General features: G+C 70.7%; 22 protein-coding genes. 8 read left to right on the forward strand and 14 right to left on the reverse strand.

The window, feature by feature from the left end; genetic code table 11:
- Positions 1-5: 5 nt before the first annotated feature.
- The 7 genes from ACZ69I_RS08235 to ACZ69I_RS08265 all read right to left on the reverse strand — a co-directional run bounded on the left by ACZ69I_RS08235 (position 6) and on the right by ACZ69I_RS08265 (position 6,844).
- On the reverse strand, positions 6-1,652 hold the full coding sequence (locus ACZ69I_RS08235; RefSeq protein ID WP_470830991.1) for a DoxX family membrane protein: 1,647 nt from the start codon (positions 1,650-1,652) through the stop codon (positions 6-8).
- 95 nt (positions 1,653-1,747) lie between these two features.
- On the reverse strand, positions 1,748-2,695 hold the full coding sequence (rlmB, locus tag ACZ69I_RS08240; RefSeq protein WP_467672838.1) for a 23S rRNA (guanosine(2251)-2'-O)-methyltransferase RlmB: 948 nt from the start codon (positions 2,693-2,695) through the stop codon (positions 1,748-1,750).
- Between the two features lie 108 nt (positions 2,696-2,803).
- Positions 2,804-4,204 (reverse strand): cysteine--tRNA ligase, encoded by a 1,401-nt coding sequence (cysS, locus tag ACZ69I_RS08245; RefSeq protein ID WP_470830992.1) that lies wholly within the window; start codon positions 4,202-4,204, stop codon positions 2,804-2,806.
- A 90-nt stretch (positions 4,205-4,294) separates the two neighbouring features.
- Positions 4,295-4,699 (reverse strand): PPOX class F420-dependent oxidoreductase, encoded by a 405-nt coding sequence (locus ACZ69I_RS08250; protein WP_470830993.1) that lies wholly within the window; start codon positions 4,697-4,699, stop codon positions 4,295-4,297.
- 78 nt (positions 4,700-4,777) lie between these two features.
- Positions 4,778-5,287, reverse strand: a complete 510-nt coding sequence (gene ispF / locus ACZ69I_RS08255) for a 2-C-methyl-D-erythritol 2,4-cyclodiphosphate synthase (protein ID WP_470830994.1) — start codon at positions 5,285-5,287, stop codon at positions 4,778-4,780.
- Positions 5,277-6,008 (reverse strand): 2-C-methyl-D-erythritol 4-phosphate cytidylyltransferase, encoded by a 732-nt coding sequence (ispD, locus tag ACZ69I_RS08260; RefSeq protein WP_470830995.1) that lies wholly within the window; start codon positions 6,006-6,008, stop codon positions 5,277-5,279. The genes ispF and ispD overlap by 11 nt, the downstream gene beginning before the upstream one ends.
- A 353-nt stretch (positions 6,009-6,361) precedes the next feature.
- Positions 6,362-6,844, reverse strand: a complete 483-nt coding sequence (locus ACZ69I_RS08265; protein WP_003953493.1) for a CarD family transcriptional regulator — start codon at positions 6,842-6,844, stop codon at positions 6,362-6,364.
- Positions 6,845-7,468: 624 nt separating this feature from the next.
- Between ACZ69I_RS08265 and ACZ69I_RS08270 the strand changes: the two genes are divergently transcribed.
- The gene (locus ACZ69I_RS08270; RefSeq protein WP_470830996.1) at positions 7,469-8,236 is read left to right on the forward strand and encodes a copper chaperone PCu(A)C domain-containing protein; all 768 of its coding nucleotides are present in this window, start codon (positions 7,469-7,471) and stop codon (positions 8,234-8,236) included.
- A 127-nt stretch (positions 8,237-8,363) separates the two neighbouring features.
- Here the strand turns inward: ACZ69I_RS08270 and phoP are convergent, their stop codons facing one another.
- Both phoP and phoR read right to left on the reverse strand, forming a co-directional pair.
- Positions 8,364-9,044, reverse strand: a complete 681-nt coding sequence (phoP, locus tag ACZ69I_RS08275) for a two-component system response regulator PhoP (protein WP_030682312.1) — start codon at positions 9,042-9,044, stop codon at positions 8,364-8,366.
- Positions 9,041-10,306, reverse strand: a complete 1,266-nt coding sequence (phoR, locus tag ACZ69I_RS08280; RefSeq protein WP_470830997.1) for a two-component system sensor histidine kinase PhoR — start codon at positions 10,304-10,306, stop codon at positions 9,041-9,043. Before phoR ends, phoP begins: the two co-directional genes overlap by 4 nt.
- Before the next feature lie 305 nt (positions 10,307-10,611).
- On the opposite strand from phoR, the gene phoU reads away from it, so the two are divergent.
- On the forward strand, positions 10,612-11,328 hold the full coding sequence (gene phoU / locus ACZ69I_RS08285; RefSeq protein ID WP_470830998.1) for a phosphate signaling complex protein PhoU: 717 nt from the start codon (positions 10,612-10,614) through the stop codon (positions 11,326-11,328).
- A 566-nt stretch (positions 11,329-11,894) separates the two neighbouring features.
- Positions 11,895-12,110, forward strand: coding sequence for a hypothetical protein (locus ACZ69I_RS08290; protein ID WP_361721604.1), 216 nt, complete (start codon positions 11,895-11,897; stop codon positions 12,108-12,110).
- 94 nt (positions 12,111-12,204) lie between these two features.
- Here the strand turns inward: ACZ69I_RS08290 and ACZ69I_RS08295 are convergent, their stop codons facing one another.
- Positions 12,205-12,963, reverse strand: coding sequence for a GntR family transcriptional regulator (locus ACZ69I_RS08295; protein WP_470830999.1), 759 nt, complete (start codon positions 12,961-12,963; stop codon positions 12,205-12,207).
- A 194-nt stretch (positions 12,964-13,157) separates the two neighbouring features.
- Here ACZ69I_RS08295 and ACZ69I_RS08300 point away from each other — a divergent pair, with 194 nt between their 5' ends.
- Positions 13,158-13,595: an ATP-binding protein gene (locus tag ACZ69I_RS08300; protein WP_470831077.1), complete on the forward strand. Its 438-nt coding sequence runs from the start codon at positions 13,158-13,160 to the stop codon at positions 13,593-13,595.
- A gap of 99 nt (positions 13,596-13,694) precedes the next feature.
- Here the strand turns inward: ACZ69I_RS08300 and ACZ69I_RS08305 are convergent, their stop codons facing one another.
- On the reverse strand, positions 13,695-13,859 hold the full coding sequence (locus ACZ69I_RS08305; protein ID WP_470831000.1) for a hypothetical protein: 165 nt from the start codon (positions 13,857-13,859) through the stop codon (positions 13,695-13,697).
- A gap of 691 nt (positions 13,860-14,550) precedes the next feature.
- Positions 14,551-15,312, reverse strand: a complete 762-nt coding sequence (locus ACZ69I_RS08310; protein WP_470831001.1) for a phosphoglyceromutase — start codon at positions 15,310-15,312, stop codon at positions 14,551-14,553.
- A 198-nt stretch (positions 15,313-15,510) separates the two neighbouring features.
- Here ACZ69I_RS08310 and ACZ69I_RS08315 point away from each other — a divergent pair, with 198 nt between their 5' ends.
- A complete protein-coding gene (locus tag ACZ69I_RS08315; RefSeq protein ID WP_470831002.1) occupies positions 15,511-16,794 on the forward strand; it encodes an MDR family MFS transporter in 1,284 nt (427 codons plus the stop codon).
- Between the two features lie 132 nt (positions 16,795-16,926).
- Here the strand turns inward: ACZ69I_RS08315 and ACZ69I_RS08320 are convergent, their stop codons facing one another.
- Positions 16,927-17,436, reverse strand: coding sequence for a type III secretion system chaperone family protein (locus ACZ69I_RS08320; protein WP_470831003.1), 510 nt, complete (start codon positions 17,434-17,436; stop codon positions 16,927-16,929).
- Positions 17,429-18,775, reverse strand: coding sequence for a D-inositol-3-phosphate glycosyltransferase (gene mshA / locus ACZ69I_RS08325; protein WP_470831078.1), 1,347 nt, complete (start codon positions 18,773-18,775; stop codon positions 17,429-17,431). The genes ACZ69I_RS08320 and mshA overlap by 8 nt, the downstream gene beginning before the upstream one ends.
- 156 nt (positions 18,776-18,931) lie before the next feature.
- Between mshA and ACZ69I_RS08330 the strand changes: the two genes are divergently transcribed.
- The 3 genes from ACZ69I_RS08330 (at position 18,932) to ACZ69I_RS08340 (ending at position 22,827) form a co-directional block, all read left to right on the forward strand.
- Positions 18,932-19,732, forward strand: a complete 801-nt coding sequence (locus ACZ69I_RS08330; RefSeq protein WP_470831004.1) for a class I SAM-dependent methyltransferase — start codon at positions 18,932-18,934, stop codon at positions 19,730-19,732.
- A gap of 308 nt (positions 19,733-20,040) precedes the next feature.
- A complete protein-coding gene (locus tag ACZ69I_RS08335) occupies positions 20,041-21,141 on the forward strand; it encodes a C40 family peptidase (RefSeq protein WP_470831005.1) in 1,101 nt (366 codons plus the stop codon).
- A 348-nt stretch (positions 21,142-21,489) separates the two neighbouring features.
- Positions 21,490-22,827 (forward strand): PP2C family protein-serine/threonine phosphatase, encoded by a 1,338-nt coding sequence (locus ACZ69I_RS08340; RefSeq protein ID WP_470831006.1) that lies wholly within the window; start codon positions 21,490-21,492, stop codon positions 22,825-22,827.
- Positions 22,828-22,853 lie beyond the last annotated feature (26 nt).

A 22,853-nucleotide genomic window follows, 5' to 3' on the forward strand; every position in this document is an offset into this window, starting at 1 on the left:
GCCGTTCAGCGGCCGAGCACACCGCCCAGCAGGCCACCCGGCTTCTCGCCCCCGGCACCGCCCGAGGCCGAGCCCGTGCCGGCCGCGCCGCCCGCCCCGCCGCCGGAACCGCCGCTGGACGACGGCCCCGCGGTCGTGGCCGACGGCTGCTGGGGCTGCGACTGCTGCTGCGGCGGCGCCTGGCCCGTCGTGCCGCTGCCCCGCGTCTGGCTGGGCTGGGTCGAGCCCGCCGTGGCCGTCTCGCGGGAGCGGGCCGTGTCCGGCGCCGTGGCGCCCTGCGTGGGGCTCGCGGAGCTGCCCTGCGTCGGGGAGGCGCCCGCCGACGCGGTGGGGCTCTGCGCCTGCCGGTGCTGCCGCTTCTTCGCGGGGTCCCCGGGGAGCGGGGAGCCCGGCAGTTCGTTGCGCGGTGCCTCGCCGGGGCCTGGTGCCGTGACGCGGTCCGCGTCCCGCACCGCGCCGCCCAGCATCGACCCGATGAGCAGCGTCAGACCGACCACGACCGCCCCGATCAGACCGCCGCGCCGCAGCACGCGCCGCCGCAGGTCCCAGATGTCGACGCGCGGCCCGAGCGTGCGCCAGGCCTCGCCCGCGAGGCGTCCGTCGACGGAGTAGACGGGCGCGCCCGCGATGATCAGCGGCGACCAGGCGGCGAGGTAGATGATGTCCGGCGCGTCGTAGGCGGGGACGGTCTTCCAGCTCACGGTGACGATGAGCGCCGCCGAGAGCAGCACGCCGATGGAGGCGGCGACCCGCTGCCACAGCCCGAGCACCGTCAGGACGCCGACGACGACCTGGAGGAAGGCGATGAAGAGCCCGGCGCCCACCGGGTGCTGGAGGGCGAAGTCCCGCAGCGGCTCGGCGAGCGCCCAGGGGTGCAGCGAGGTCAGCCACTTGACCATGGAGCCGCGTTCGCCGCCGTCGAAGTAGACGGGGTCGCAGAGCTTGCCCATGCCGGCGTAGACGGAGATGAAACCGAGGAAGACGCGCAGCGGGAGCAGCACGACGCCGAGGTTCATGCGGCGGCCGGGGTAGTAGGCGTGCCGGACCGGATCCGAGCCGTGCCTGCGGGGCCGCTCCGCGCCCGCGTCGTCGTCCTCGTACGCGTCGTACGCGTCGTCGGCGTCCTGCTGGGCGAGGCGTTCGTCGTAGTCGCTGCCGGGCAGCCGCATCTGGGGCAGCAGCCGGGTCCCGGGCTCGGGGGTGCGCGGCCCGATGACGGCGGGCGTCTCGGCGGTCCCGGGGCCCTCGTCGACCTCGACGCGCGGGATGACCTGCGTGGCGCCCGCCTCGTCGTAGGGACCCGCCTCTTCGGCCGAACGGCGCACGCTGTTGCCGCGCACGGCCTGCAGCAGTCTGATCGCGCCGGTGTCGTCCGGATCGGACTTCCCGCTCCAGACGACGGGCGCGCGACGCTTGGCGGCCGTCCCGACGGCGGGAATGCGCACCGTTTCGTCGGGAATGCCCAAGTGCCGTGAGATACGCGGGGATTGAGTGCGCCCAGCGGCGGGAAGCTGCACGCGGAAACTCGCGTGATTGACGATGACCTGCGCCGGGTCGCTCGGCACCTTCACCATGCTCAGCGCGGGAGCATCGTCGAAACCTGACGAGCTTCCCCCCGTGGGAGTGCGGGGTGTTCTGGTGTCCACACTCATCTAACCGAGTGATGTGTGTTTAGGACACTGCCTTGACCTTGGGGAAATGTCCGGACCGCGTCAAGAGATCACCGCGGCCCGGACTTCCCGGACGATCAGACCCGTCGGCGCGACGCCTCGTACAGCACGATGCCCGCGGCCACACCGGCGTTCAGGGACTCCGCGCCACCCGGCATCGGAATCCGCACCCGGAAGTCGCAGGTCTCCCCGACCAGGCGGGACAGACCCTTGCCCTCGCTGCCGACGACCACGACGACCGGACCGTTGAGCGCCTCGAGGTCACCGACCTCGTGCTCCCCGTCGGCGGCGAGGCCGACGACGGCGATGCCCGCCTTCTTGTACGCCTCGAGGGCGCGCGTCAGGTTGGTGCACCGGGCGACCGGCGTCCGGGCGGCGGTGCCCGCGGACGACTTCCACGCGCCGGCCGTCATACCGGCGGCGCGCCGCTCGGGCACGAGGACGCCGTGGCCGCCGAACGCGGAGACGGAGCGGACGACGGCGCCGAGGTTGCGCGGGTCCGTCACGCCGTCGAGCGCGACGATCAGCGGGTCCTGGCCCTCGTCGTACGCGGCGGCGGCGAGGTCCTCGGCGTGCGCGTACTCGTAGGGCGGGACCTGCAGGACGAGGCCCTGGTGGTTCAGGCCGTTCGTCATGCGGTCCAGCTCGGGCCGCGGCGCCTCCATGAGGTGGATGCCGCCGCGCTCGGCCGCGAGCTGCAGCGCCTCGCGGACCCGCTCGTCGTTGTCGATGAACTGCTGGACGTAGAGCGTGGAGGCGGGCACGCCGTCGCGCAGCGCCTCGAAGACCGGGTTGCGGCCGACGACCATCTCGGAGGTGCCCTTGCCGCCGCGCCCCTTGGGCGTGGCGGTGCGGCGCCCCACGGCCTTCTTGGCCTTGGCGTTGGCGATCCGGTTCTTCACGTGCCCCTTGCGCGCCTCGGCGGGCGGCGTCGGACCCTTGCCCTCGAGGCCGCGGCGCCGATTGCCGCCGCTGCCGACCTGCGCGCCCTTCTTGCCGGACATGCGGCGGTTGTTAGCGGCCATGACCTACCTGTCTGTCGTGATGCGTGGGCGCGTACGTGCGTACGCGCACGGGTGTACGTCTATGAAGTGTGCCGCCCGGAACGCCGGGCGGCACATCAGCGGTGCCGCTCAGCGCGGACCGAGCGTCCAGCGTGGGCCTGCCGGGCTGTCCTCGATGACGAGGCCCGACTGGTTCAGCTGGTCGCGGATGGCGTCGGCGGTGGCCCAGTCCTTGCGGCCGCGGGCGGCCTCGCGCTGGTCGAGGACCAGGCGCACCAGGGTGTCGACCACGCCGTGCAGGTCTTCGCCCCGGTCGCTCTCCCCGCCGTCCCAGTGCGGGTCGAGCGGGTCGAGGCCGAGGACGCCGAGCATGGCCCGCACCTCGGCGAGGCGCGCCACGGCGGCTTCCTTGTCGTCGGCGGCCAGCGCGCTGTTGCCCTGGCGGACCGTGGTGTGCACGATGGCGAGCGCCTGCGGGACGCCCATGTCGTCGTCCATGGCGTCGGCGAACGCGGGCGGCACCTGGGCCGCGGGCTCGACGATCCCGCCGGCCTTCTCCACCACGCGCTGCACGAAGCCCTCGATGCGGGCGAACGCGGACTCGGCCTCGCGCAGGGCCTCCGGGCTGTACTCGATCATCGAGCGGTAGTGCGGGGTGCCCAGGTAGTAGCGCAGGACGATGGGGCGCCACTGATTGACCATCTCGCTGACGAGGACCGAGTTCCCGAGGGACTTCGACATCTTCTCGCCTCTCATGGTGACCCAGCCGTTGTGCACCCAGTAGCGCGCGAACGCGTCGCCGAAGGCCTTGGCCTGGGCGATCTCGTTCTCGTGGTGCGGGAAGATCAGGTCGATCCCGCCGCCGTGGATGTCGAACGCGCGGCCCAGGTACTTGTGGGCCATGGCCGAGCACTCCAGGTGCCAGCCGGGGCGGCCGCGGCCGAAGGGGGTCTCCCAGGCGGGCTCGCCCGGCTTGACGGCCTTCCACATGGCGAAGTCACGCGGGTCGCGCTTGCCCGAGACGCCCTCGTCGGGCTGGCGCAGGTCGTCGATGTCCTGGTTGGAGAGCTCCAGGTACTGGGGCCAGGAGCGCACGTCGAAGTAGACGCTGCCGTCCGCCTCGTACGCGTGGCCGCGCTCGATGAGGCCGCGCATCATCTCGACCATCTCGGTGACGTGACCGGTGGCGCGGGGTTCGTAGGTGGGCGGGAGGCAGCCGAGCGCGTCGTAGCCGTCGTTGAAGGCGCGCTCGTTCTCGTACCCGATGGACCACCAGGGGCGGTCCTGTTCGGCCGACTTCTTGATGATCTTGTCGTCGATGTCCGTCACGTTCCTGATGAACGTCACGTCGTACCCGCGGTAGGCGAACCAGCGGCGCATGATGTCGAAGTTCAGGCCCGAGCGGATGTGCCCGATGTGCGGGGCCGCCTGCACCGTGGCACCACAGAGGTAGATCGAGACGCAGCCGTCATTGAGGGGGCTGAAGTCACGGATCTGCCGGGCGCTGGTGTCGTACAGGCGAATCGTCACCACTCCAGGGTAGTGGTCGTGGGGCAGTGCCCTGTGCCCCCTTGGGCCACAGGGCACCGAACTGTGATGTCACCCGCCACGCGGCGTCCCTCAGATGCTGCCGACGACCTTGCGCGCGGAGACCCTGACGACGACCCGCTGGGTGTCGTCCTTGGAGCCCGGGTTGAACTCGGCGTACTTCTTCCCGGTGTACTTCACCGACAGCTCGTCGATGAGCTCCTGCCCGCCCTCGGTCGTCATTGTCGCCGTGCCGCGGATCTCCGCGTACGTGTAGGGGGCGTCGAACGGCTGGACCAGCACCGTCACCCGCGGATCACGCCGCAGGTTCTTCTCCTTGCGCCGGTCGACGGTGGTCGAGAACAGCACGTCGTCCCCGTCCCGCTTCACCCAGACCGGCGACACCTGGGGGCTGCCGTCGGGCTGGATGGTCGCGACGGTGATGAAGACGGGGGTGTCGAGCAGGGCCTTGAGCTGGTCGGACAGTGCGGCGGACATGAATCTCACTCCTTCGTGGGGGCGGTCGGTACGGCGCTTTCACCCCGTACAAGCCATACGACTACCCCGTTGCCCCGCTCAGGACGACGTACGTACGACCAACGCGGTGGCGATCGCCGCGAGCCCGTCGCCGCGGCCGGGGAACCCGAGGCCGTCGGTGGTGGCCCCGGAGACGGACACGGGGGCCCCGGCCGCCTCGGAGAGCACCTTCTGCGCCTCGTCCCTGCGCTTGCCGATCTTCGGGCGGTCGCCGATGACCTGCACGGCGACGTTGCCGACGGTGAAGCCGGCGTCCCGGACGATGCGGGCGGCCTCGGTGAGCAGCGTCAGGCCGGAGGCGCCGGACCACTCCGGGCGGCCGGTGCCGAAGTGCGCGCCGAGGTCACCGAGGCCCGCGGCGGAGAACAGCGCGTTGCAGGCGGCGTGCGCGACGACGTCGGCGTCGGAGTGCCCGGCGAGCCCCGGCCCCTGGCCCTCCCACTTCAGGCCCGCGCACCACAGCTCGCGGCCCTCCTCGAAGGCGTGGATGTCGGTGCCGATGCCGACCTGCGGCAGCACGGGGGCGGGCGCGGGCGTCTCAGAAGCCATCGTTGGCCCTCCTGCGGGCGAGAACGGCCTCGGCGAGCACGAGGTCCAGGGGGCGCGTCACCTTGAAGGCCTCCTCGTGACCGGGCACGACGACGACGGGCAGACCGAGCTGCTCGACCATGCTCGCGTCGTCCGTGACGTTCTCGGTGACTCTCTCGTGGGCGCGTACGAGCGTGTCCCTGTCGAAGCCCTGCGGGGTCTGCACGGCGCGCAGCCGCGCCCGCTCGGGCGTGGCCACGACGGGCTCGGGCGCGTCCGGCTCCGCGGCAGGATCGACCTGCTTGACGGTGTCGGTCAGCGGCAGCGCGGGCACCACGGCGGGCGCTCCGTCGCGTACGGCCGCGATGACGCCGTCGACCGTGTCGACGGGGACGAGGGGGCGCGCCGCGTCGTGCACGAGCACGATGTCGAAGCCGGGCGGCAGCGCGTCGAGGCCGGCCCGCACGGACTCCTGGCGGCTCTCCCCGCCGGGCACGACGAGGAAGTCGGTCCGCTCGGGCAGCGCGTGGTCGTCGAGGAGGGTCTTGACCTCGGGGGCGCCGTCCGGCGGTGCCACCACGACGACGAGGGAGACGGCGCGGGACTCCGCCATGGCGCGCACGGCGTGGATGAGCATCGGGGTGCCGTTCAGCGCGCGAAGCGCTTTGGGGGCGCCGGGGCCGAGGCGCACGCCCCGCCCAGCCGCGGGAATGACCACCGCGGTACGGGATTCGCTAGACATCGGTTCCGTTCAGGTTTGTGTGCTCGACCGACGTGGGTATGGCCTGGGCGTGCCCCCTGCTCGCGTGCGAACGGGAGCTTGGGGGAGTGCCGGGCGCGAGCCTCGACCGGACCCTTCCGTGACATCCGGTCGAGCCAGCTGCCCGGGCCCGGCACACCGAACACGGCCCCGCGGGTCGCCTCACCACATCCGCCTGGATGACGAAAATCCAGCTCTGACCAAGAGCTGATTCTGATTCCGGGTACGAACATGCCGCAGCGCCCGGCGACTCCCAAAAGGGTCAGCGGGCACCGCGGCATTACTGCGCCGATTCAGCGCGGAACCGCCGAGGCAGGAGCCCCGGGCCGTCCGCGTCAGGACGCGAGGACCTCGTCCAGCAGGGCCTCGGCCTTGTCCTCGTTCGTGTTCTCCGCGAGGGCGAGCTCGCTCACCAGGATCTGGCGGGCCTTGGCGAGCATGCGCTTCTCGCCGGCCGACAGTCCACGCTCCCGCTCACGACGCCACAGGTCACGTACGACTTCCGCGACCTTGATGACATCGCCGGAGGCGAGCTTCTCGAGATTTGCCTTGTAGCGACGCGACCAGTTCGTGGGCTCTTCGGCGTACGGCGCGCGCAGTACTTCGAAGACCCGGTCGAGGCCGTCCTGCCCGACCACATCACGCACACCGACGAACTCCGCATTGTCCGCTGGCACACGTACCGTCAGGTCGCCCTGGGCGACCTTCAGCACCAAGTAGGTCTTGTCCACGCCTTTGATCTGGCGAGTTTCGATAGCCTCGATCAGCGCGGCCCCGTGATGGGGATAGACCACGGTGTCGCCAACCTTGAACGTCATGTGACAGGTACCCCTTCCGTGGCTATCCATCCTAACACGAGAATCGCCTCTTCTGAATGGCGTTTTCGCAGGTCAGGGCATATCTCGGGGCTTGACAACAGCAACAGGAACGTGCTTCGAAGGGGCCTCGGAACGGGGTATTCGCAGGTCGGAGCGGCTCTCCGGGGAGCCGGAAACACACCCGTCACGCGCCCCCGAAGAGCGTCCGGGGCGGCCGAACGTCCCGGTTTGCGCGGTTCCAAGCGGTGAACTTTCGATACTCCGTTCGGAGGTCGCAGAGGTGTGCTGAGCGCCGTCCGGCACGATTCCTGAATTGATCAAGCGGCTGTGTGATCAATTTCCCGGCGCCCCCCGCATTCCTTACCGGAAATCCGCTGGACGGGGCGCGGGAGCCCTTGGCTGCGCTTATACGAATGGTGACCACGAGGACTTCGGGGCGGGTGAGGCGCGGGGTGCCCGGCGGGGCTCGGGGGACGTCGCGACGCACCGGAGGCCCTAAGGGGCGGGTCGGGTGCGGTGGCGCGGGAACGGCTCGGTAACCTAAGCGCGCTGACACACCCTTAGGGCGGCTTTACGGTCGCCCGACCGTCCTGTACCGCCCACGTTCAAGGAGTTGCCGCCGCCGTGAGCCGCAGCCTTCGACGCGGCGCCCTCGCCGCCACCGCCATCGCGTTCTCGCTTGCGTCGCTCTCCGCGTGCGCCGCAGGCAACAACGCTCAGACGATGGAGGTCAAGCCGGACAACGCCGCGACCTCCGTCGGCAACATCAAGATCCAGAACGCCATGGTCATCACGCAGCCGGACCCCGAGTCCAAGGGCCCGGCCGCGGTCTCCGCGACGATCTTCAACACCGGCGACAAGCCCGAGACCCTGAACGCCATCGCGGTCGACGGCACGGCCAAGAAGGCCAAGCTCACGCCGGGCAAGGACGACAAGGCCTCCAAGCCGAACGGTCCGCTGACCATCCCGGCCGGCGGCTCCGTCGTCATCGGCGGCAAGGACAACGCCTCGGCCGTCCTGTCCGCGAGCCGCGAGGCCGTCAAGGACGGCAACGCGCAGCCGGTCACCTTCTCGTTCGGCACCACCGGCGACGTGAAGATGGAGGCGTTCGTCGTCCCCGCGAACAGCTACTTCAGCAAGTGGGGCCCGACCGAGGTTCCGCAGTCGCCGGACGAGAAGCCGGAGAAGCCCATCAAGTCCGGCGAGCCGACACCGAACGGCTCCGGCGAGCCGTCCGACAAGGCGTCCGACAAGGCGTCCGACGGAGCCCGCACGAACCCGTCCGGCTCCGCGTCGCACAACGCGGGCACGGGCACGGGCACGGGTTCCGGCACGGACGCCGGTGACGGTGCCGACGCCGGCAGCGACACCGGTGCCGGTGCCGAGCACTGATCGGCGTACGTAACGCAGCACGGCAGACATGAAGGGCGGGACCCCGACCAGGGGGTCCCGCCCTTCATGCCGTTCCGGACGCCGTTCCGGGGCCGTGTGCGGCCGGTGTGGCGGCCGGTGCGGCGGTTTACGGCTCGAACTTGTAGCCCAGGCCGCGGACCGTCACCAGATAGCGCGGCGCCCCCGGGTCCGGCTCGATCTTGGCGCGCAGGCGCTTGACGTGGACGTCGAGGGTCTTGGTGTCCCCCACGTAGTCCGCGCCCCAGACGCGGTCGATGAGCTGCATACGGGTCAGTACGCGGCCCGCGTTGCGCAGCAGCATCTCCAGGAGGTCGAACTCCTTGAGGGGCAGGTCGACCTTGGAGCCGGAGACCGTCACCACGTGGCGGTCCACGTCCATGCGGACCGGGCCTGCCTCCAGGGCCTGCGGGGTGACCTCCTCCGGCTCGCCGCGGCGGCGGAGCACCGCGCGGATGCGGGCGACCAGTTCCCGCGAGGAGAAGGGCTTGGTGACGTAGTCATCGGCCCCTATCTCCAGGCCCACCACCTTGTCGATCTCGCTGTCCTTGGCGGTGACCATGATCACCGGGACGTTGGAACGGCTGCGCAGCTGACGGCAGACCTCGGTGCCGGGCAGGCCGGGCAGCATCAGGTCGAGCAGGACGAGGTCGGCGCCGTTGCGCTCGAATTCGTCGAGTCCGTCCGGGCCCGTCGCCGCGATGGCGACTTCGAAGCCCTCCTTGCGGAGCATGTAGGACAGAGCGTCGCTGAAGGATTCCTCGTCCTCGACGACGAGCACTCGGGTCACGGAAGGACCTCCGGGGCAGGAATGGGTTCGTACGTGGTGGTCTCGGCCGACTCGCCGGGTGGGGTGGTCTCTTCGCTGAGACCGCCGCCGTGACCGGTTCCGCGGTCGCGGTGCGCGGCCGCCTCGGGCAGCCGCAGGGTGAAGGTGGAGCCCTGTCCCTCGGAGCTCCACACGGTGACTTCCCCGCCGTGCGAGGCGGCCACGTGCTTGACGATGGCGAGGCCGAGGCCGGTACCGCCGGTGGCCCGGGAGCGGGCCGGGTCGACGCGGTAGAAGCGCTCGAAGATGCGCTCCTTGTCCTTGTCGGAGATGCCGATGCCCTGGTCGGTGACCGCGACCTCGATCAGGTCCCCGCCGGGTGCGGTGACCCGGCGGGCGGCTATGCCCACGCGGGTGCGGGCCGGACTGTAGTTCACGGCGTTCTCGACGAGGTTGCCGAGGGCCGCCGCGAGCTGGCCCCGGTTGCCCCAGATCTGCAGCTCGGCGGTGCCGCCGGCGGCCATGGTGATCTGCTTGTGGGAGGCCTGGTGACGGCTGCGGTCGATCGCCTCCGCCACCAGTTCGTCGACCCGTACGGGTTCGGCGTCCTCCAGGGGGTCGTCGTTCTGCACCCGGGAGAGGTCGATGAGCTCCTGGACGAGGCTGGTCAGGCGGGTCGCCTCGATCTGCATGCGGCCCGCGAAGCGTTCGACGGCCTCGGGGTCGTCGGAGGCGTCCATGACGGCTTCGGAGAGGAGGCTGAGGGCGCCCACGGGGGTCTTCAGCTCGTGGCTGACGTTCGCGACGAAGTCACGGCGGACGGCCTCGATGCGGCGGGCCTCCGTGAGGTCCTCGACCAGGAGCAGCACCAGGCGCGAGCCGAGCGGTGCCACCCGCGCGGAGACCGCGAGGGCCTCGCCGCGGCCGGTTCCGCGCCGGGGCAGGTCCAGCTCGACCTGGCGTATCTCCCCGTCGCGGCGGGTGTCGCGGGCCATCTGCAGCATCGGTTCGACGGCGAGCTTCCCGCCGCGCACGAGCCCGAGTGCGTACGCCGCCGAGCTGGCCTTGACCACGCTGTCGGCCTCGTCGAGGACGACGGCGGAGGAGCGCAGCACGGAGAGCACCGTGTCCACGCCCGGCGGGAGTACGGGGTCGGTGTGCAGGGAGGTCCGGGTGGGGCGTTTCTGGTCGCGCTCGCTCCATCGGAACGCCAGCATGGCGATGACACCGGTGCACACCCCGGCGATCGCTGCAGCTGCGGCGACCGCCGCGTTCACGTCCATGTCTCCAGGTTATGCGCCGGTTCGGTGTCGCCCACAGCCAAACGGGTGCCGCCTCGAACACTCGTCGCCCAGAGTTCACCGTGGGGACGGTGCTGGTTCACTTCCCCCGCCCGGATCACGGCGGGTGCGGGCGGGGTCACCGCCCTGCGTCGCCCACAGTTCACCTTGATGACGGTGGTGATTCATGTGGGGTGTCGGAAACGGACGCGTCGGGCCCGCACCGTGGGAGCGTAGGGGCCAGCCCCTTGCGACGTATTGAGCGGTAGGGGCCGGCCCCCTGGACGTACGAGAGTAGGGACAGCCACATGCGGGACGCGTACCACGAGGAACTTGACTCGATCGGCGACAGCCTGGTCGAGATGGCCCGCCTCGTCGGGTCCGCGATCGGGCGCGCCACGACGGCCATGCTCGACGCCGACCTGAAGATGGCCGAGAGCGTGATCGCGGCCGACCAGAAGGTCGACGATCTGCAGCACGACCTGGAGGCCCGCGCGATAGCCCTGCTCGCGCGCCAGCAGCCGGTCGCCACCGATCTGCGCATCGTCGTCACCTCGCTGCGCATGAGCGCCGACCTGGAACGCTCGGGCGACCTCGCCCAGCACGTCGCCAAGCTGGCGAGGCTCCGCTTCCCGGACTCGGCGGTGCCGCGGGACCTGCACGCCACGATCCTGGAGATGGGCCAGCTCGCGCAGCGCCTGATGGCGAAGGCGGCGGAGGTCATCATCACCAAGGACGTCGACCTCGCGCTCCAGCTGGAGCAGGACGACGACGAGATGGACCAGTTGCACCGCACGCTCTTCCAGCACCTGATGGACGACCGCTGGAAGCACGGCATCGAGACGGCCGTCGACGTGACGCTCCTCGGCCGCTACTACGAGCGCTTCGCGGACCACGCGGTGTCGGTGGCGAAGCGCGTCGTGTACCTGGTCACGGGCGAGCACGCGGACGAGATCCAGCAGACGGGTCCGGCGGCGACGGGTTCGACGGCGACGGGTTCGGCGCCGGTGGAGGGCGGCGCGTAGCCCCGCCGCACGGAACGTGCCCCATCCGCCTGTGCCCCGCCCGACGTCATCAGGACGCCGCGCGGGGCACAGCCGTGTGCGCTCCTGGTGCGCTCCTGGTGCGCTCCTGCCGGTCCTTCGGTCAGCCGCAGCCGCCCCCGCACTGGCAGGGACCACCGGACTGGCAACCACAGCTGCAGCCGGAGCCGCAGCCGCAGGCACCCAGAAGGACGAGGGCGGGCAGCCCAGGCGTGTCGACCGGCTGCTCGGGGACGGGTTCGCGCATAGGGCACTCGGCCATGGTCTCCTCCTCGAAGGCGTACGACGTACTGCCTGTTGCCCATTGCATGCCCACCCGGGCGGGGCGCGTCAACGGCGCACGCGCGCGTGGGGAGTTGCGGGGCGGGCTGACCAACGCGCCGATCGAGGCTCACCCCAGCGCGGCCTGCCGATCGCTTGAGCCGCGTATCGATTCGGCCCCGAGTGAGCACATTGCTGCCAACTACAGGTAAGCGGGCCGCCACGGTGCGGAGTTCTGGGCTACAACAGGAAGCCCGGGACGTTCTCATGGGCAGGGGGCCTGGCCGATGGTGCTGACGATCAACGTTGCGGTGCTCCTGGCAGTCATCCTCTTCTTCCTGCTACGCCGCAAGGTGCAGGCCAGGAGCCGGGGCGACCAGATGGTGACGATGGCGCTCGCGGTGGCGTTCGGAGTGGTGGTCGCCCCGACTGACTTCGGCCACAGCATCCTGAACGCGGTGGGCCAACTCGCGGAGGGCATAACGGATTCGGGGTCACCGTGAGGTGCGGCGCCCGCCGTGAGGAAGGTTGCCACTCGACAGCAGCTGGGACAGTGCGCCCACCGGAACCAGACGGCTGGCCACGGCAGCTGAGCGGTTAGGCGTCGAAGTCGTACTCCAGGACGTACGAGGCGGCGTCCAACGTCATTTCATTGACCTCGACGGGGCGTCCTTCGGCCGTGAAGGCCGTACGGCAAATGACGATGACAGGGGTGCCCCCCGACATGCTCAAGCGCGCCCCTTCACCCTTCGACGGCATGCGTGAGCGGATCTCCTCGCGGAAGTGCACCGGTTTGTGGCCGAGGTCGGCGAGCCTGGCGTACGTTCCGCCCTCCCCGGTGTCCTCTTGGGTGATCGCGGATCCGGCGACCAGGGGCATGGGCAGGTAGCTCGTCGCGAGCAGGACAGGCTTGCCGTCCAGAACGAAACGCCGGCGCCTCACGCACACCGGTTCCTCGGCGGCCAACTCCAGGACCGCCCCGATGCGTTCGGGTGCGGTCTCCTCGGACACGGTGACCTGGTCCACTTCAAGAGAGCGGTCCTCGATGTCCGCCGACCAGATGGAGCGGCCGTTACCCCACTGCTGCTCGGCCAGCCGCTGGATGCCTCGACGCCGCAGCGGGCGAAAGGTGCGGACGAACACACCGGCACCCTTACGGGCTTCAGCGAGGCCCTCATCCCGAAGGACACCCAGGGCCTGGCGTGCCGTCATGCGGGCAACGCCGTGCGTGGTCATGAGGTCGTTCTCACCCGGCAGTCGATCACCGGGACCGTACTGGCCCGCCTGGATCGACTCGCGCAAAGCGTCGGCGATCCGCTGGTACTTAGGCCGAGGGCCGTCTTCGGTGTGGGCCATCCCGTAGGCCTCCTCCCACTCATCTCTAGACACCTTAGGCCACAGGTTGGGCGTTCGTTCGCTGCGAGTAGTCACCGATGCGGGCGTCTACCTTTTCCGCATTTTCGATTGACGTCTCTAGAGATGCTGGAGAGAGTGAGATGTATAGAGAGGTCAGTCTCGGGGGCCTCGGGAGCGAGAGGTGCGGGACGCTGATGACCTACACGTTCGACCACAATCCCTGCGAAGAGTCGCCGCGTCTCGGTGCGATGACCCTGCACCCCGTCGCGGAGTCCGTGCCTCGGGCTCGGCGTTGGTTCCGGAAGTTCATCACTCCGTACGACCCCGCCTGCTCCGTCGACGACTGCATCCTGATGATCTCGGAGCTCGTGACCAACGCCGTCGTCCATGGCAGGTCGGACGAGCCCTGGGTCGTTCGGGTGGAGTGGTTCCGCGAGGGTGGCTCCCTCCGGGTCAATGTGCACAACCCGGGACTCCCGGAGAACGTACGACTCAGGCGCCCCGATGCCAGCGACGCACACGGCCGCGGGCTACTCCTCGTCGACTCTGTCGCCGACTCCTGGCACGCCGGAGCAAGCCGCTTCGGCGGAACCGTGGTCACCTTCAGGATGGCCGACGCCTGGCCGTCATGAGCGCGCACTGGGTCGGCAACTACGGCCCATGGGGCGGCCCGCGCCCGCGTGCAGGCCCAGGTCAGGTGCGGTGCAGCACAGCGCGCAGGTTGGAGAAGCTCACCGGTGGGGGGACTCGGCGAGTGACGGACTGTTCCCGTCTGGGTCCAGCACGACGACGTGGCGCACGCCGTTGCTGTAGGTCTCGACCCGTTCGTGGTCGATACCGTGTGCGGCGAGTCGGGCCGGCATGTCGCCGAGGCCGTTCACGACGATCGTGATCATGGCTTTGCCCACTCGCTCAGCGCTTCGAAGTCGGACCGCCTACTGCTTAAGCGAAGACCAAGCCAGACAAGAGCTCGACTACCACTCACAGAAAGTTGAGGGTATTAGTTACGCGTGAGAGACTCGAAGCCAGTTAGCTTCAGTTAGCTTGAGTTGGTCTTAGAGAGTTACGACTCGAGAACCACCGAGGACCCGGATCCGGCGGCAACCAGATCCAGGCCCTCGTGCAGTCAACGAGCCCGGTCGCGTAGGAGTAGACCGGGCTCGCTGCATGTGCAGCACCCGACCCCGACCGTTCTCGCGCGTGACTCACTCATCGAGCGAACTGCATCACGCCGGTAACGATGGCCACCAGCAGGCCCGTCCCCGTAAGCCAGACTTGCCATCTCTCGGCACTGGTCCACCTACGAGGCTCGTCCTTCTTAAGGCTCACCTCTACCACCTCCCCTTCTCCTCCAGCCGACCCGCCGCTCGGGCCGGAGCCTTGGAACTCACGCGTCACAATGCGGAGTTCAGGGGAGGTTCAGGATGAGACGCGGCAAGCATACCGGGCACATTGCCATTCACCGAGGCATGCAGGGTCCCTTGACAACGGCCCCGAATCCCTTTCACGGCCCAGCGACGGCCCCGTTACCGCAACAAGCCCCCTGCCTGCGGAAAAACCGCAGGCAGGGGGCTGAATAGATGTGGCTTACTTCTTCTTGCCCTGGTTCTTGACCGCCTCGATGGCCGCCTTCGCCGCCTCGGGGTCGAGGTACGTGCCCCCGGCCTTCACCGGCTTGAAGTCGGCGTCCAGTTCGTACGAGAGCGGGATGCCGGTCGGGATGTTCAGGCCCGCGATGTCGGCGTCCGAGATGCCGTCCAGGTGCTTGACCAGGGCGCGGAGCGAGTTTCCGTGGGCCGCTACCAGGACCGTCCTGCCGGTCAGCAGGTCCGGGACGATGCCGTCGAACCAGTACGGGAGCATCCGGACGACGACGTCCTTCAGGCACTCCGTCCGGGGGCGCAGCTCCGGCGGGAGCGTCGCGTAGCGGGGGTCGGAGAACTGCGAGTACTCCGCGTCGCGGTCGAGCGCCGGCGGCGGGGTGTCGTACGAGCGGCGCCAGAGCATGAACTGCTCCTCGCCGAACTCGGCGAGCGTCTGCGCCTTGTCCTTGCCCTGGAGCGCGCCGTAGTGGCGCTCGTTCAGGCGCCAGCTGCGGTGGACCGGGATCCAGTGGCGGTCGGCGGACTCCAGCGCCAGCTGGGCCGTGCGGATCGCGCGCTTCTGGAGCGACGTGTGGACCACGTCGGGGAGCAGGCCGGCGTCCTTCAGCAGCTCACCGCCGCGGACCGCCTCCTTCTCACCCTTCTCGTTGAGGTTGACGTCCACCCAGCCGGTGAACAGGTTCTTCGCGTTCCATTCGCTCTCGCCGTGGCGGAGGAGGATCAGCTTGTACGGTGCGTCGGCCATGCCTCTGAGCGTAATCGAACCCCGGGGAGCCTCGCGCGCGCGGGCGTGAGGGCGGGCGCGGGCGGCGGCAGGGGTGACAGTTGACGGCTCCCGTCAATTGAGTGGCCGTTCCTGACCCGGAACTCGTAATGTGCGGTTACCGCGTGAGCCACTTACATACGCGGATGAGCCACTTACATACTTTCCCGGGGGATCCCTATGCCGTTCACCGCCGTGAGACGCGCCGTCAGCGAGAGCGTCTCGGGTCTGCCCCGCGCCTTCTGGTGGCTGTGGACGAGCACCCTGGTCAACCGGCTCGGCGCCTTCGTCGCCACCTTCATGGCCCTGTACCTCACCCTGGAGCGCGGCTACTCCGCCTCGTACGCGGGGCTCGTCGCCGCCCTCCACGGGCTCGGCGGCGTCGTCTCCTCGCTGGGCGCGGGGGTCATGGCCGACCGGCTCGGGCGGCGGCCCACCCTGCTGATCGCCCAGGCGTCGACCGCCGTGTCGGTGGCGGTGCTCGGCTTCGTGCAGCACCCCCTCGCCATCGCCGGTGTCGCCTTCCTGGTGGGCATGGCCAGCAACGCCTCCCGCCCCGCCGTGCAGGCGATGATGGCCGACATCGTGCGCCCCGAGGACCGGGTACGGGCGTTCTCCCTCAACTACTGGGCCATCAACCTCGGATTCGCCGTCTCCTCGGCCGGGGCGGGGTTCATCGCCTCGTACAGCTACCGCGCGGGCTTCCTCATCGAGGCCGCCATGACCATGGCCTGCGCGATCGTCGTCTTCATGAAGCTGCCGGAGTCGCGGCCCGTGCGTACCGCCCTGGAGAAGGAGTCCGAGCCGGAGGCCGGGCTCGGGACCGTCCTGCGCGACGGGCGGTTCATGGGCGTCGTCGGCCTTTCGTTCCTCGTCGCGCTGGTCTTCCAGCAGGGGTCGGTGGGTCTGCCGGTCGCCATGGGCGCGGCCGGGTTCACGCCCGCCGACTACGGCGTCGCCATCGCCGTGAACGGCGTACTGATCGTCGCCCTGCAGATCCCCGTCACCCGGTTCATCGAACACCGGGACCCGCGGCGGCTGTTGGTGATCTCCTCGGTCCTCGCCGGGTACGGATTCGGGCTCACCGCGTTCGCCGGGTCGGTCGGCGTCTTCGCGCTCACGGTGTGCGTGTGGACGCTCGCCGAGATCGTCAACGCGCCGACCCAGACCGGTCTGGTCGTGCGGCTCTCGCCCACGCACGGACGCGGGCGCTACCAGGGCATGTACACGATGTCGTGGTCCGTCGCCGCGCTCGTCGCTCCGCTGATGTCCGGCACGATCATCGACCGGTTCGGGGCCCAGTGGCTGTGGGGGGCGTGCGCGGTGCTCGGGACGGGGGCGGCGCTGGGGTACTGGGGGTTGATGCGGGGGCTTCCGGAGGGGGCGGATGTGGTGGCGGTGGACGCCAAGGGCGCAGGGTCCGTTGCGCCTCGTACAGATTCCGTGGACGCACCACGTCCGTAGTGCAGTACGGCTCCAGGCGCTCGCGTCGCCGCCGTGCCGGCCGTCGTTGTCGACGGTGATGTCCGTACGTACGTTCGCGAAGGGCGTCCCGCGATGGCTCTCTCGAACGAAGGCGCGGACAATGCCCCCCAATTACTCCCCCGCCCCCACCCTCCTCCCAGTCAGATGCGTGAACGCATCCAGGTTCCGCGTCGACTCCCCCCGGGAAACCCGCCACTCGTACTCCTTGCGGATCGCCGAAGCGAACCCGAGCTCCAGGAGCGTGTTGAAGGAGTCGTCCGAGGCGGAGAGGACCGCCCCGAGGAGGCGGTCCAGTTCGGCGGGGGTGACCGCGGAGAGCGGCAGCTTGCCGGCGAGGTAGATGTCGCCGAGCGAGTCGATCGCGTAACTGACGCCGTAGAGGCGCAGGTTGCGCTCGAGGAGCCAGCGATGCACCGCTTCGTGGTTCTCGTCGGGGTGCCGGATCACGAACGCGTTCAGGGAGAGGGAGTGCTTGCCGACCCGCAACGAGAGCGTGGTCGAGAGCTTCCGCGTGCCCGGCAGCTTCACCACGTACGAGCCGGGCTCCGGCGCCTCCCACTCGAGCTCGGCGTCGTCCAGGGTCCGCTCGATGATCGTCGCGGTGTCTGCCTGCTCAGCCATGGTGCGAGCGTACGTGACGCCGGAAGTCGTGCATGGCTGCGGTGTAGACGTCCGCCGTGGCGTTCGCCGCCGTGTCCCAGCCGAAGGACTGCGCGTGCCGGGCCGCCGCCTCCCCCATCCGGTCCACGAGGTGCGGGCGGTCGGCGAAATCGCGCAGCACGCGCGCGTAGTGGGCCGGTTCGTGGCCGGAGATCAGGAAGCCGGTCTCGCCGTCGCGCACGGCGACGGGCAGACCGCCCACCGCGGCCGCGAGGACCGGCGTGCCCGCGGCCTGCGCCTCGATGGCGACGAGGCCGAAGGACTCGCTGTAGGACGGCATGACCAGGACCGAGGCCGCCCTGAACCAGTCCGCCAACTGCTCCTGCCCGACCGGCGGCTGGAAGCGGACGACGTCCGCGATGCCCAGCTTCGCGGCCAGCTTCTGGAGCCCTTCGGGCTTCGCGAGACCGCTGCCGCTCGGGCCGCCGACGATGGGGACGACGATGTTCGAGCGCAGCGCGGGCCGCTCGTCCAGGAGCACGGCGACCGCGCGGAGCAGCAGGTCCGGGGCCTTGAGGGGCTGGATGCGGCCCGCGAAGAGCGGCACGAGGGCGTTCTGGGGCAGGCCCAGGCGGTGCCGGGCGGCGGCGCGGCCGTCGGCGGGGCGGAACCGGTCGAGGTTCACGCCGGGGTGGACGACGGCCACCTTTCCGGGCTCGGCCTCGTAGTGCCGTACGAGCTCGTCGGCCTCTTCGGCGGTGTTGGCGATGAGGCGGTCGGCGGCGCGGACTATCTGCGTCTCGCCGATGACGCGGGCGGCGGGCTCGGGGGTGTCGCCCGCGGCGAGCGCCGCGTTCTTGACCTTCGCCATGGTGTGCATGGCGTGGACGAGGGGGACGCCCCAGCGCTCGGCGGCGAGCCAGCCGACGTGGCCCGAGAGCCAGTAGTGGGAGTGGACCAGGTCGTAGTAGCCGGGGCGGTGGCCCGCCCAGGCCTGCATCACGCCGTGGGTGAAGGCGCAGAGCTGGGCCGGCAGCTCTTCCTTGGCGAGGCCTTCGTAGGGTCCCGCGTCGACGTGCCGTACGAGGACGCCGGGCGCCATCTCGACGGCGGGCGGGAGTCCGCCGGTGGTGGCGCGCGTGAAGATCTCGACCTCGACGTTGATCGCGGCGAGGCGCTTGGCGAGCTCGACGATGTAGACGTTCATGCCGCCCGCGTCGCCGGTGCCCGGCTGGTGCAGGGGTGAGGTGTGCACGCTGAGCATGGCCACGCGGCGTGGACGCCGGTGGGCGCCGGGAATGCGGAGCCTGGAGGGTGCCGCCGGGGAGCGACGCCCGAGCCTGGACACGTACTGGCTCACGTGGCGGTCCTCCTTGCGTACGGGCATGACAACACGGAGGGCGTACGGTCCTCCGCAGGGAGAACACCGGACGTCGCTGCTCCATTTCCGCCCGGCCCCTTTTTGCCAAAGCGTTACGCGGGGTCCTCGACCGTCGCCCCCGCATACCCTTCTCCCATGGCCCCACGCACCCCTTCCCGCCCCGTGGGAACGGTGACGCGCGGGACCACGAACCCGAACCGGCTGCGCCGCATGGACCGCTGGATCGCCGCCACGCACGGCGCCGCGCTGCGCCGCTCCCCGGACCCCGTCGCCGTCGACCTCGGCTACGGCGCCTCCCCCTGGACCGCGGTCGAGCTCCTCCTCAGGTTGCGCACCGTCGCGCCCCACGCGCGCGTGGTCGGCATCGAGATCGACCCGGCGCGGGTCGCGGCGGCCGCCCCGTACGCGCGCGAGGGCCTCTCCTTCCGGCACGGCGGCTTCGAGGTGCCGCTGCCGGGCGCGTCCCCCATCCTGATCCGGGCCGCGAACGTCCTGCGCCAGTACGACGAGGAGCAGGTCGCCGACGTCTGGGAGCGGCTGCGCGCCCGCCTCTCCCCCGGCGGGCTGCTCGTCGAGGGGACCTGCGACGAGATCGGGCGCCGCCACGTCTGGGTCGCGCTCGGGCCCGAGGGGCCGCGCACGGTGACGTTCGCGACGCGGCTCGGCTCCCTGGAGCAGCCCTCCGACCTCGCCGAGCGGCTGCCGAAGGCGCTGATCCACCGGAACGTACCGGGCGAGCCGGTGCACGCGTTCCTGCGGGACTTCGACCGGGCCTGGGCGGCGGCGGCGCCGTACGCCTCGTACGGGGCCCGGCAGCGGTGGATCAGGGCGGTCCGGGATCTGACCGCCGACTGGCCGGTGAGCGACGGGGTGACGCGGTGGCGGCAGGGCGAAGTCACGGTGCGGTGGGAGGCGTTGGCGCCGGCCCGCCCCTGAGCCGACCCGCACAGCGGCCCTGAGCCGACCCGCACAGCGACCCTGAGCCAACCGCACAGCGCCCCCGAGCCGACCCGCACAGCCGCCCCGAGCTCAGCCACACCCCGCCCCTGACTCCCCGCCACCCGCCCCGCACACCACCCCACTTCGCGCTCCCGCGCCCTCGTCCCGCCCTCGCGCCCCCTCGTGACCAGCGGGGAACGATCTCCGCGTGTCGTTCGTCACATGGGGCGGACAGTGGGATTCAAGTGACCGCCGGGCTCTGTCCTAACGGGCTCCGACGTGGCACCATCCCGGTGGCGAACCGAATGTTACTGACGGTAAATCAGCTTTGGGGGTGTCGGGGCGTGACTGGCAAGAGATACTCGACGGCGACGGCCGTGGCGCTGATCTGCGCGGCGACGGTGCTGGCCGCACCGGGAACGGCCTTCGCGCGTCCGGCGAAGTCACCGGCCGACCCGACTCCCCGTACCGACACGTCACTTGAGCAGGTCCGCAAGGAGATCGACGATCTCTACCACGACGCGGGCGTGGCCACGGACGCGTACAACGCCGCCGAGGAGAAGGCCGACAAGCAGTCCGAGCAGATCGTGAAGCTGGCCAAGGACATCGCCGACGGCCAGGCGAAGCTCAAGACGCTGCAGGCCCGCGCGGGCGCCGCGGCCCGCGCTCAGTACCGCGGCGGCGGCATGCCGGACGAGGCCCAGTTGATGCTCAGCGAGGACCCGCGCCAGTTCCTGGACGGCGCCGGACGCATGCGGCAGGGCGAGAAGGCCACCAAGGGCATGCTGACCGAGCTGGAGCGGACCCAGGACGACCTGCGGGTCTACGCCAAGGACGCCACCGCCCGCTGGAAGAAGCTGGAAGCCAACCGCAAGGCGAAGGCCGCGTCGAAGAAGAAGATCAAGAAGAAGATCGCGGCCGCCGAGAAGATCGAGTCGACGCTGGAGAAGAAGGAGCGGGACCGGCTGCGCAAGCTGGAGGAGGCCGCCGCCCTCAAGAAGCAGTCCGCGTGGGTGAGTTCGGGCGTCCTGAAGGACATCGACGGCAAGGCGTCGCCCCAGGGCAGGAAGGCCATCGAGTTCGCCACCGCGCAGATCGGCAAGCCGTACGTGTGGGGCGCCGAGGGCCCGGGGTCGTACGACTGCTCGGGGCTCACCTCGAAGGCCTGGTCGGCCGCGGGCCGCGGCATTCCGCGGACGTCGCAGGAACAGTGGAAGCAGCTGCCGCACGTGGACGTGAAGAACATGCGCCCCGGCGACCTGATCATCTACCACTCGGACGCGAGCCACGTCGGGATGTACCTGGGCGACGGCGCGATCGTGCACGCACCCCGGCCGGGCCGGAACGTGACGATCACGGGTGCGGGCTCGATGCAGATCCTCGGGGTCGTACGCCCGGACAAGTAGCCGTACGCCCGGACGGTTAGTCGTATGCCGGACAGGTAGCGGCCGGGCGGCGTCGGCCAGGTGGCACCGGCGCCCCCACGTACGGGCCGGCGCACCCGTCCGCCCGCGGACGCCGCCCGCATGTGACCCACTCCACCCCGCCCCTCCCCGCTCAACCCGCACGGCGTGATGTTCGTCATCCCTTGCGGGAGCCCGCCGTGCCCAAGTGCGTTCCTGGATGCGGCATATGACGGTGGCCGTTTGCCGCGCGGCATTCCAATGGAGGCGCGGCTACCGCTATGGTCCCCGTCGGTGCTGCGTCGACCTGCGCGGCACCACGCCCTCGGGGGGAGGGAAGGAAACCAAGCGATGCCCGTACCCATACCGCGGCAGAGAGCGATCCCGGCCGCGGAAGGCGGTCAGGCTCATCCGGCGCCCCCGTACGACACGGCGGCCGCCCACGACCCGGCGACACCCGCCCCCGACCGCCCCACGGCCGACCAGGGCACCGGCAACAGCAACGGCTCCGGCCTCACCCTGCTGGTGATCGAGGACGACCCGGCGGGATCCCTGAGCGTCCCCGAACTCCTCGACTCCGCGGGCAAGCCCATCCGCGTCCGCACCGCCCGCAACCTCACCGAGGCCGAGCGGCTGCTCACGGACGACGTGCACTGCATCCTGCTCGACCTCGCCCTGCCCGCGCCCGGCGCCGCGGAGGGAGACGAGGACGAGTTCGTCGCCCTCCAGCACGTGCTGCGCCTCGCGCCCCGGCACGCCGTCCTCGCGCTCACCGGGGACGACGACTCCGAGCGCGGCGCGGAGGCGGTACGGGTCGGCGCCCAGGACTACCTCTTCCGGGACGAGCTGGACGGGCGGCTGCTGAGCCGCACCATCCGGTACGCGGTGGAGCGCAAGCGCGCCGATGTCGCACAGCGCCAGCTGACCGAGTCGCGGCTGCACGCGCAGGAGAACGCCCGCCTCGAGCGCGGCCTGCTGCCCACGCCGCTCCTGGACGGCTCCCCGCTGCGGTTCGCCGCCCGCTACCGGCCCGGCCGCTCCCGCGCGCTGCTCGGCGGCGACTTCTACGACACCGTGCGCACCCCCGACGGGTCCGTGCACGTCATGATCGGCGACGTCTGCGGCCACGGCCCCGACGAGGCCGCGCTCGGCGTGGAGCTGCGGATCGCCTGGCGCGCGCTGACCTTCGCGGGCCTGTGCGGCGACGAGCTGCTGTCCACGCTGCAGAAGGTCCTGGAGCACGAGCGCCCGGACGACGAGATCTTCGCGACGCTCTGCACGGTCGACATCGCGCCCGACGGCCGCCGGGCCGGGCTGTGCCTCGCCGGGCACCCGGCGCCGCTGATCGCGCGCGAGGGCCGCCTCGCCGAGCTGCTTCCGTACGAGGACGGCGGCCCGGCGCTCGGCCTCCTGCCGCGGGCCCGCTGGCCGCGCCGCCAGGTGGAGCTGGGCGGCGCGTGGAGCCTGATGCTCTACACGGACGGCCTGATCGAGGGCCGCATCGGCCAGGGGAACCAGCGGCTGGGGCAGGACGGCATGGTGGACATGGTCCGCCGCCAGATCGCCGAGGGGCTGCGGGGCGACGAGCTGCTCGAAGCCGCCGTGAACGAGGTGCGCGACCTCAACGGCGGGGACCTGACGGACGACGTGGCGGTACTGCTCCTGGACCGGTCGCCCGGCGGACGGTGAGCCACCGCCTCCGGGCCGGACGCGCT

Source organism: Streptomyces sp. NPDC036815, from assembly GCF_055609205.1.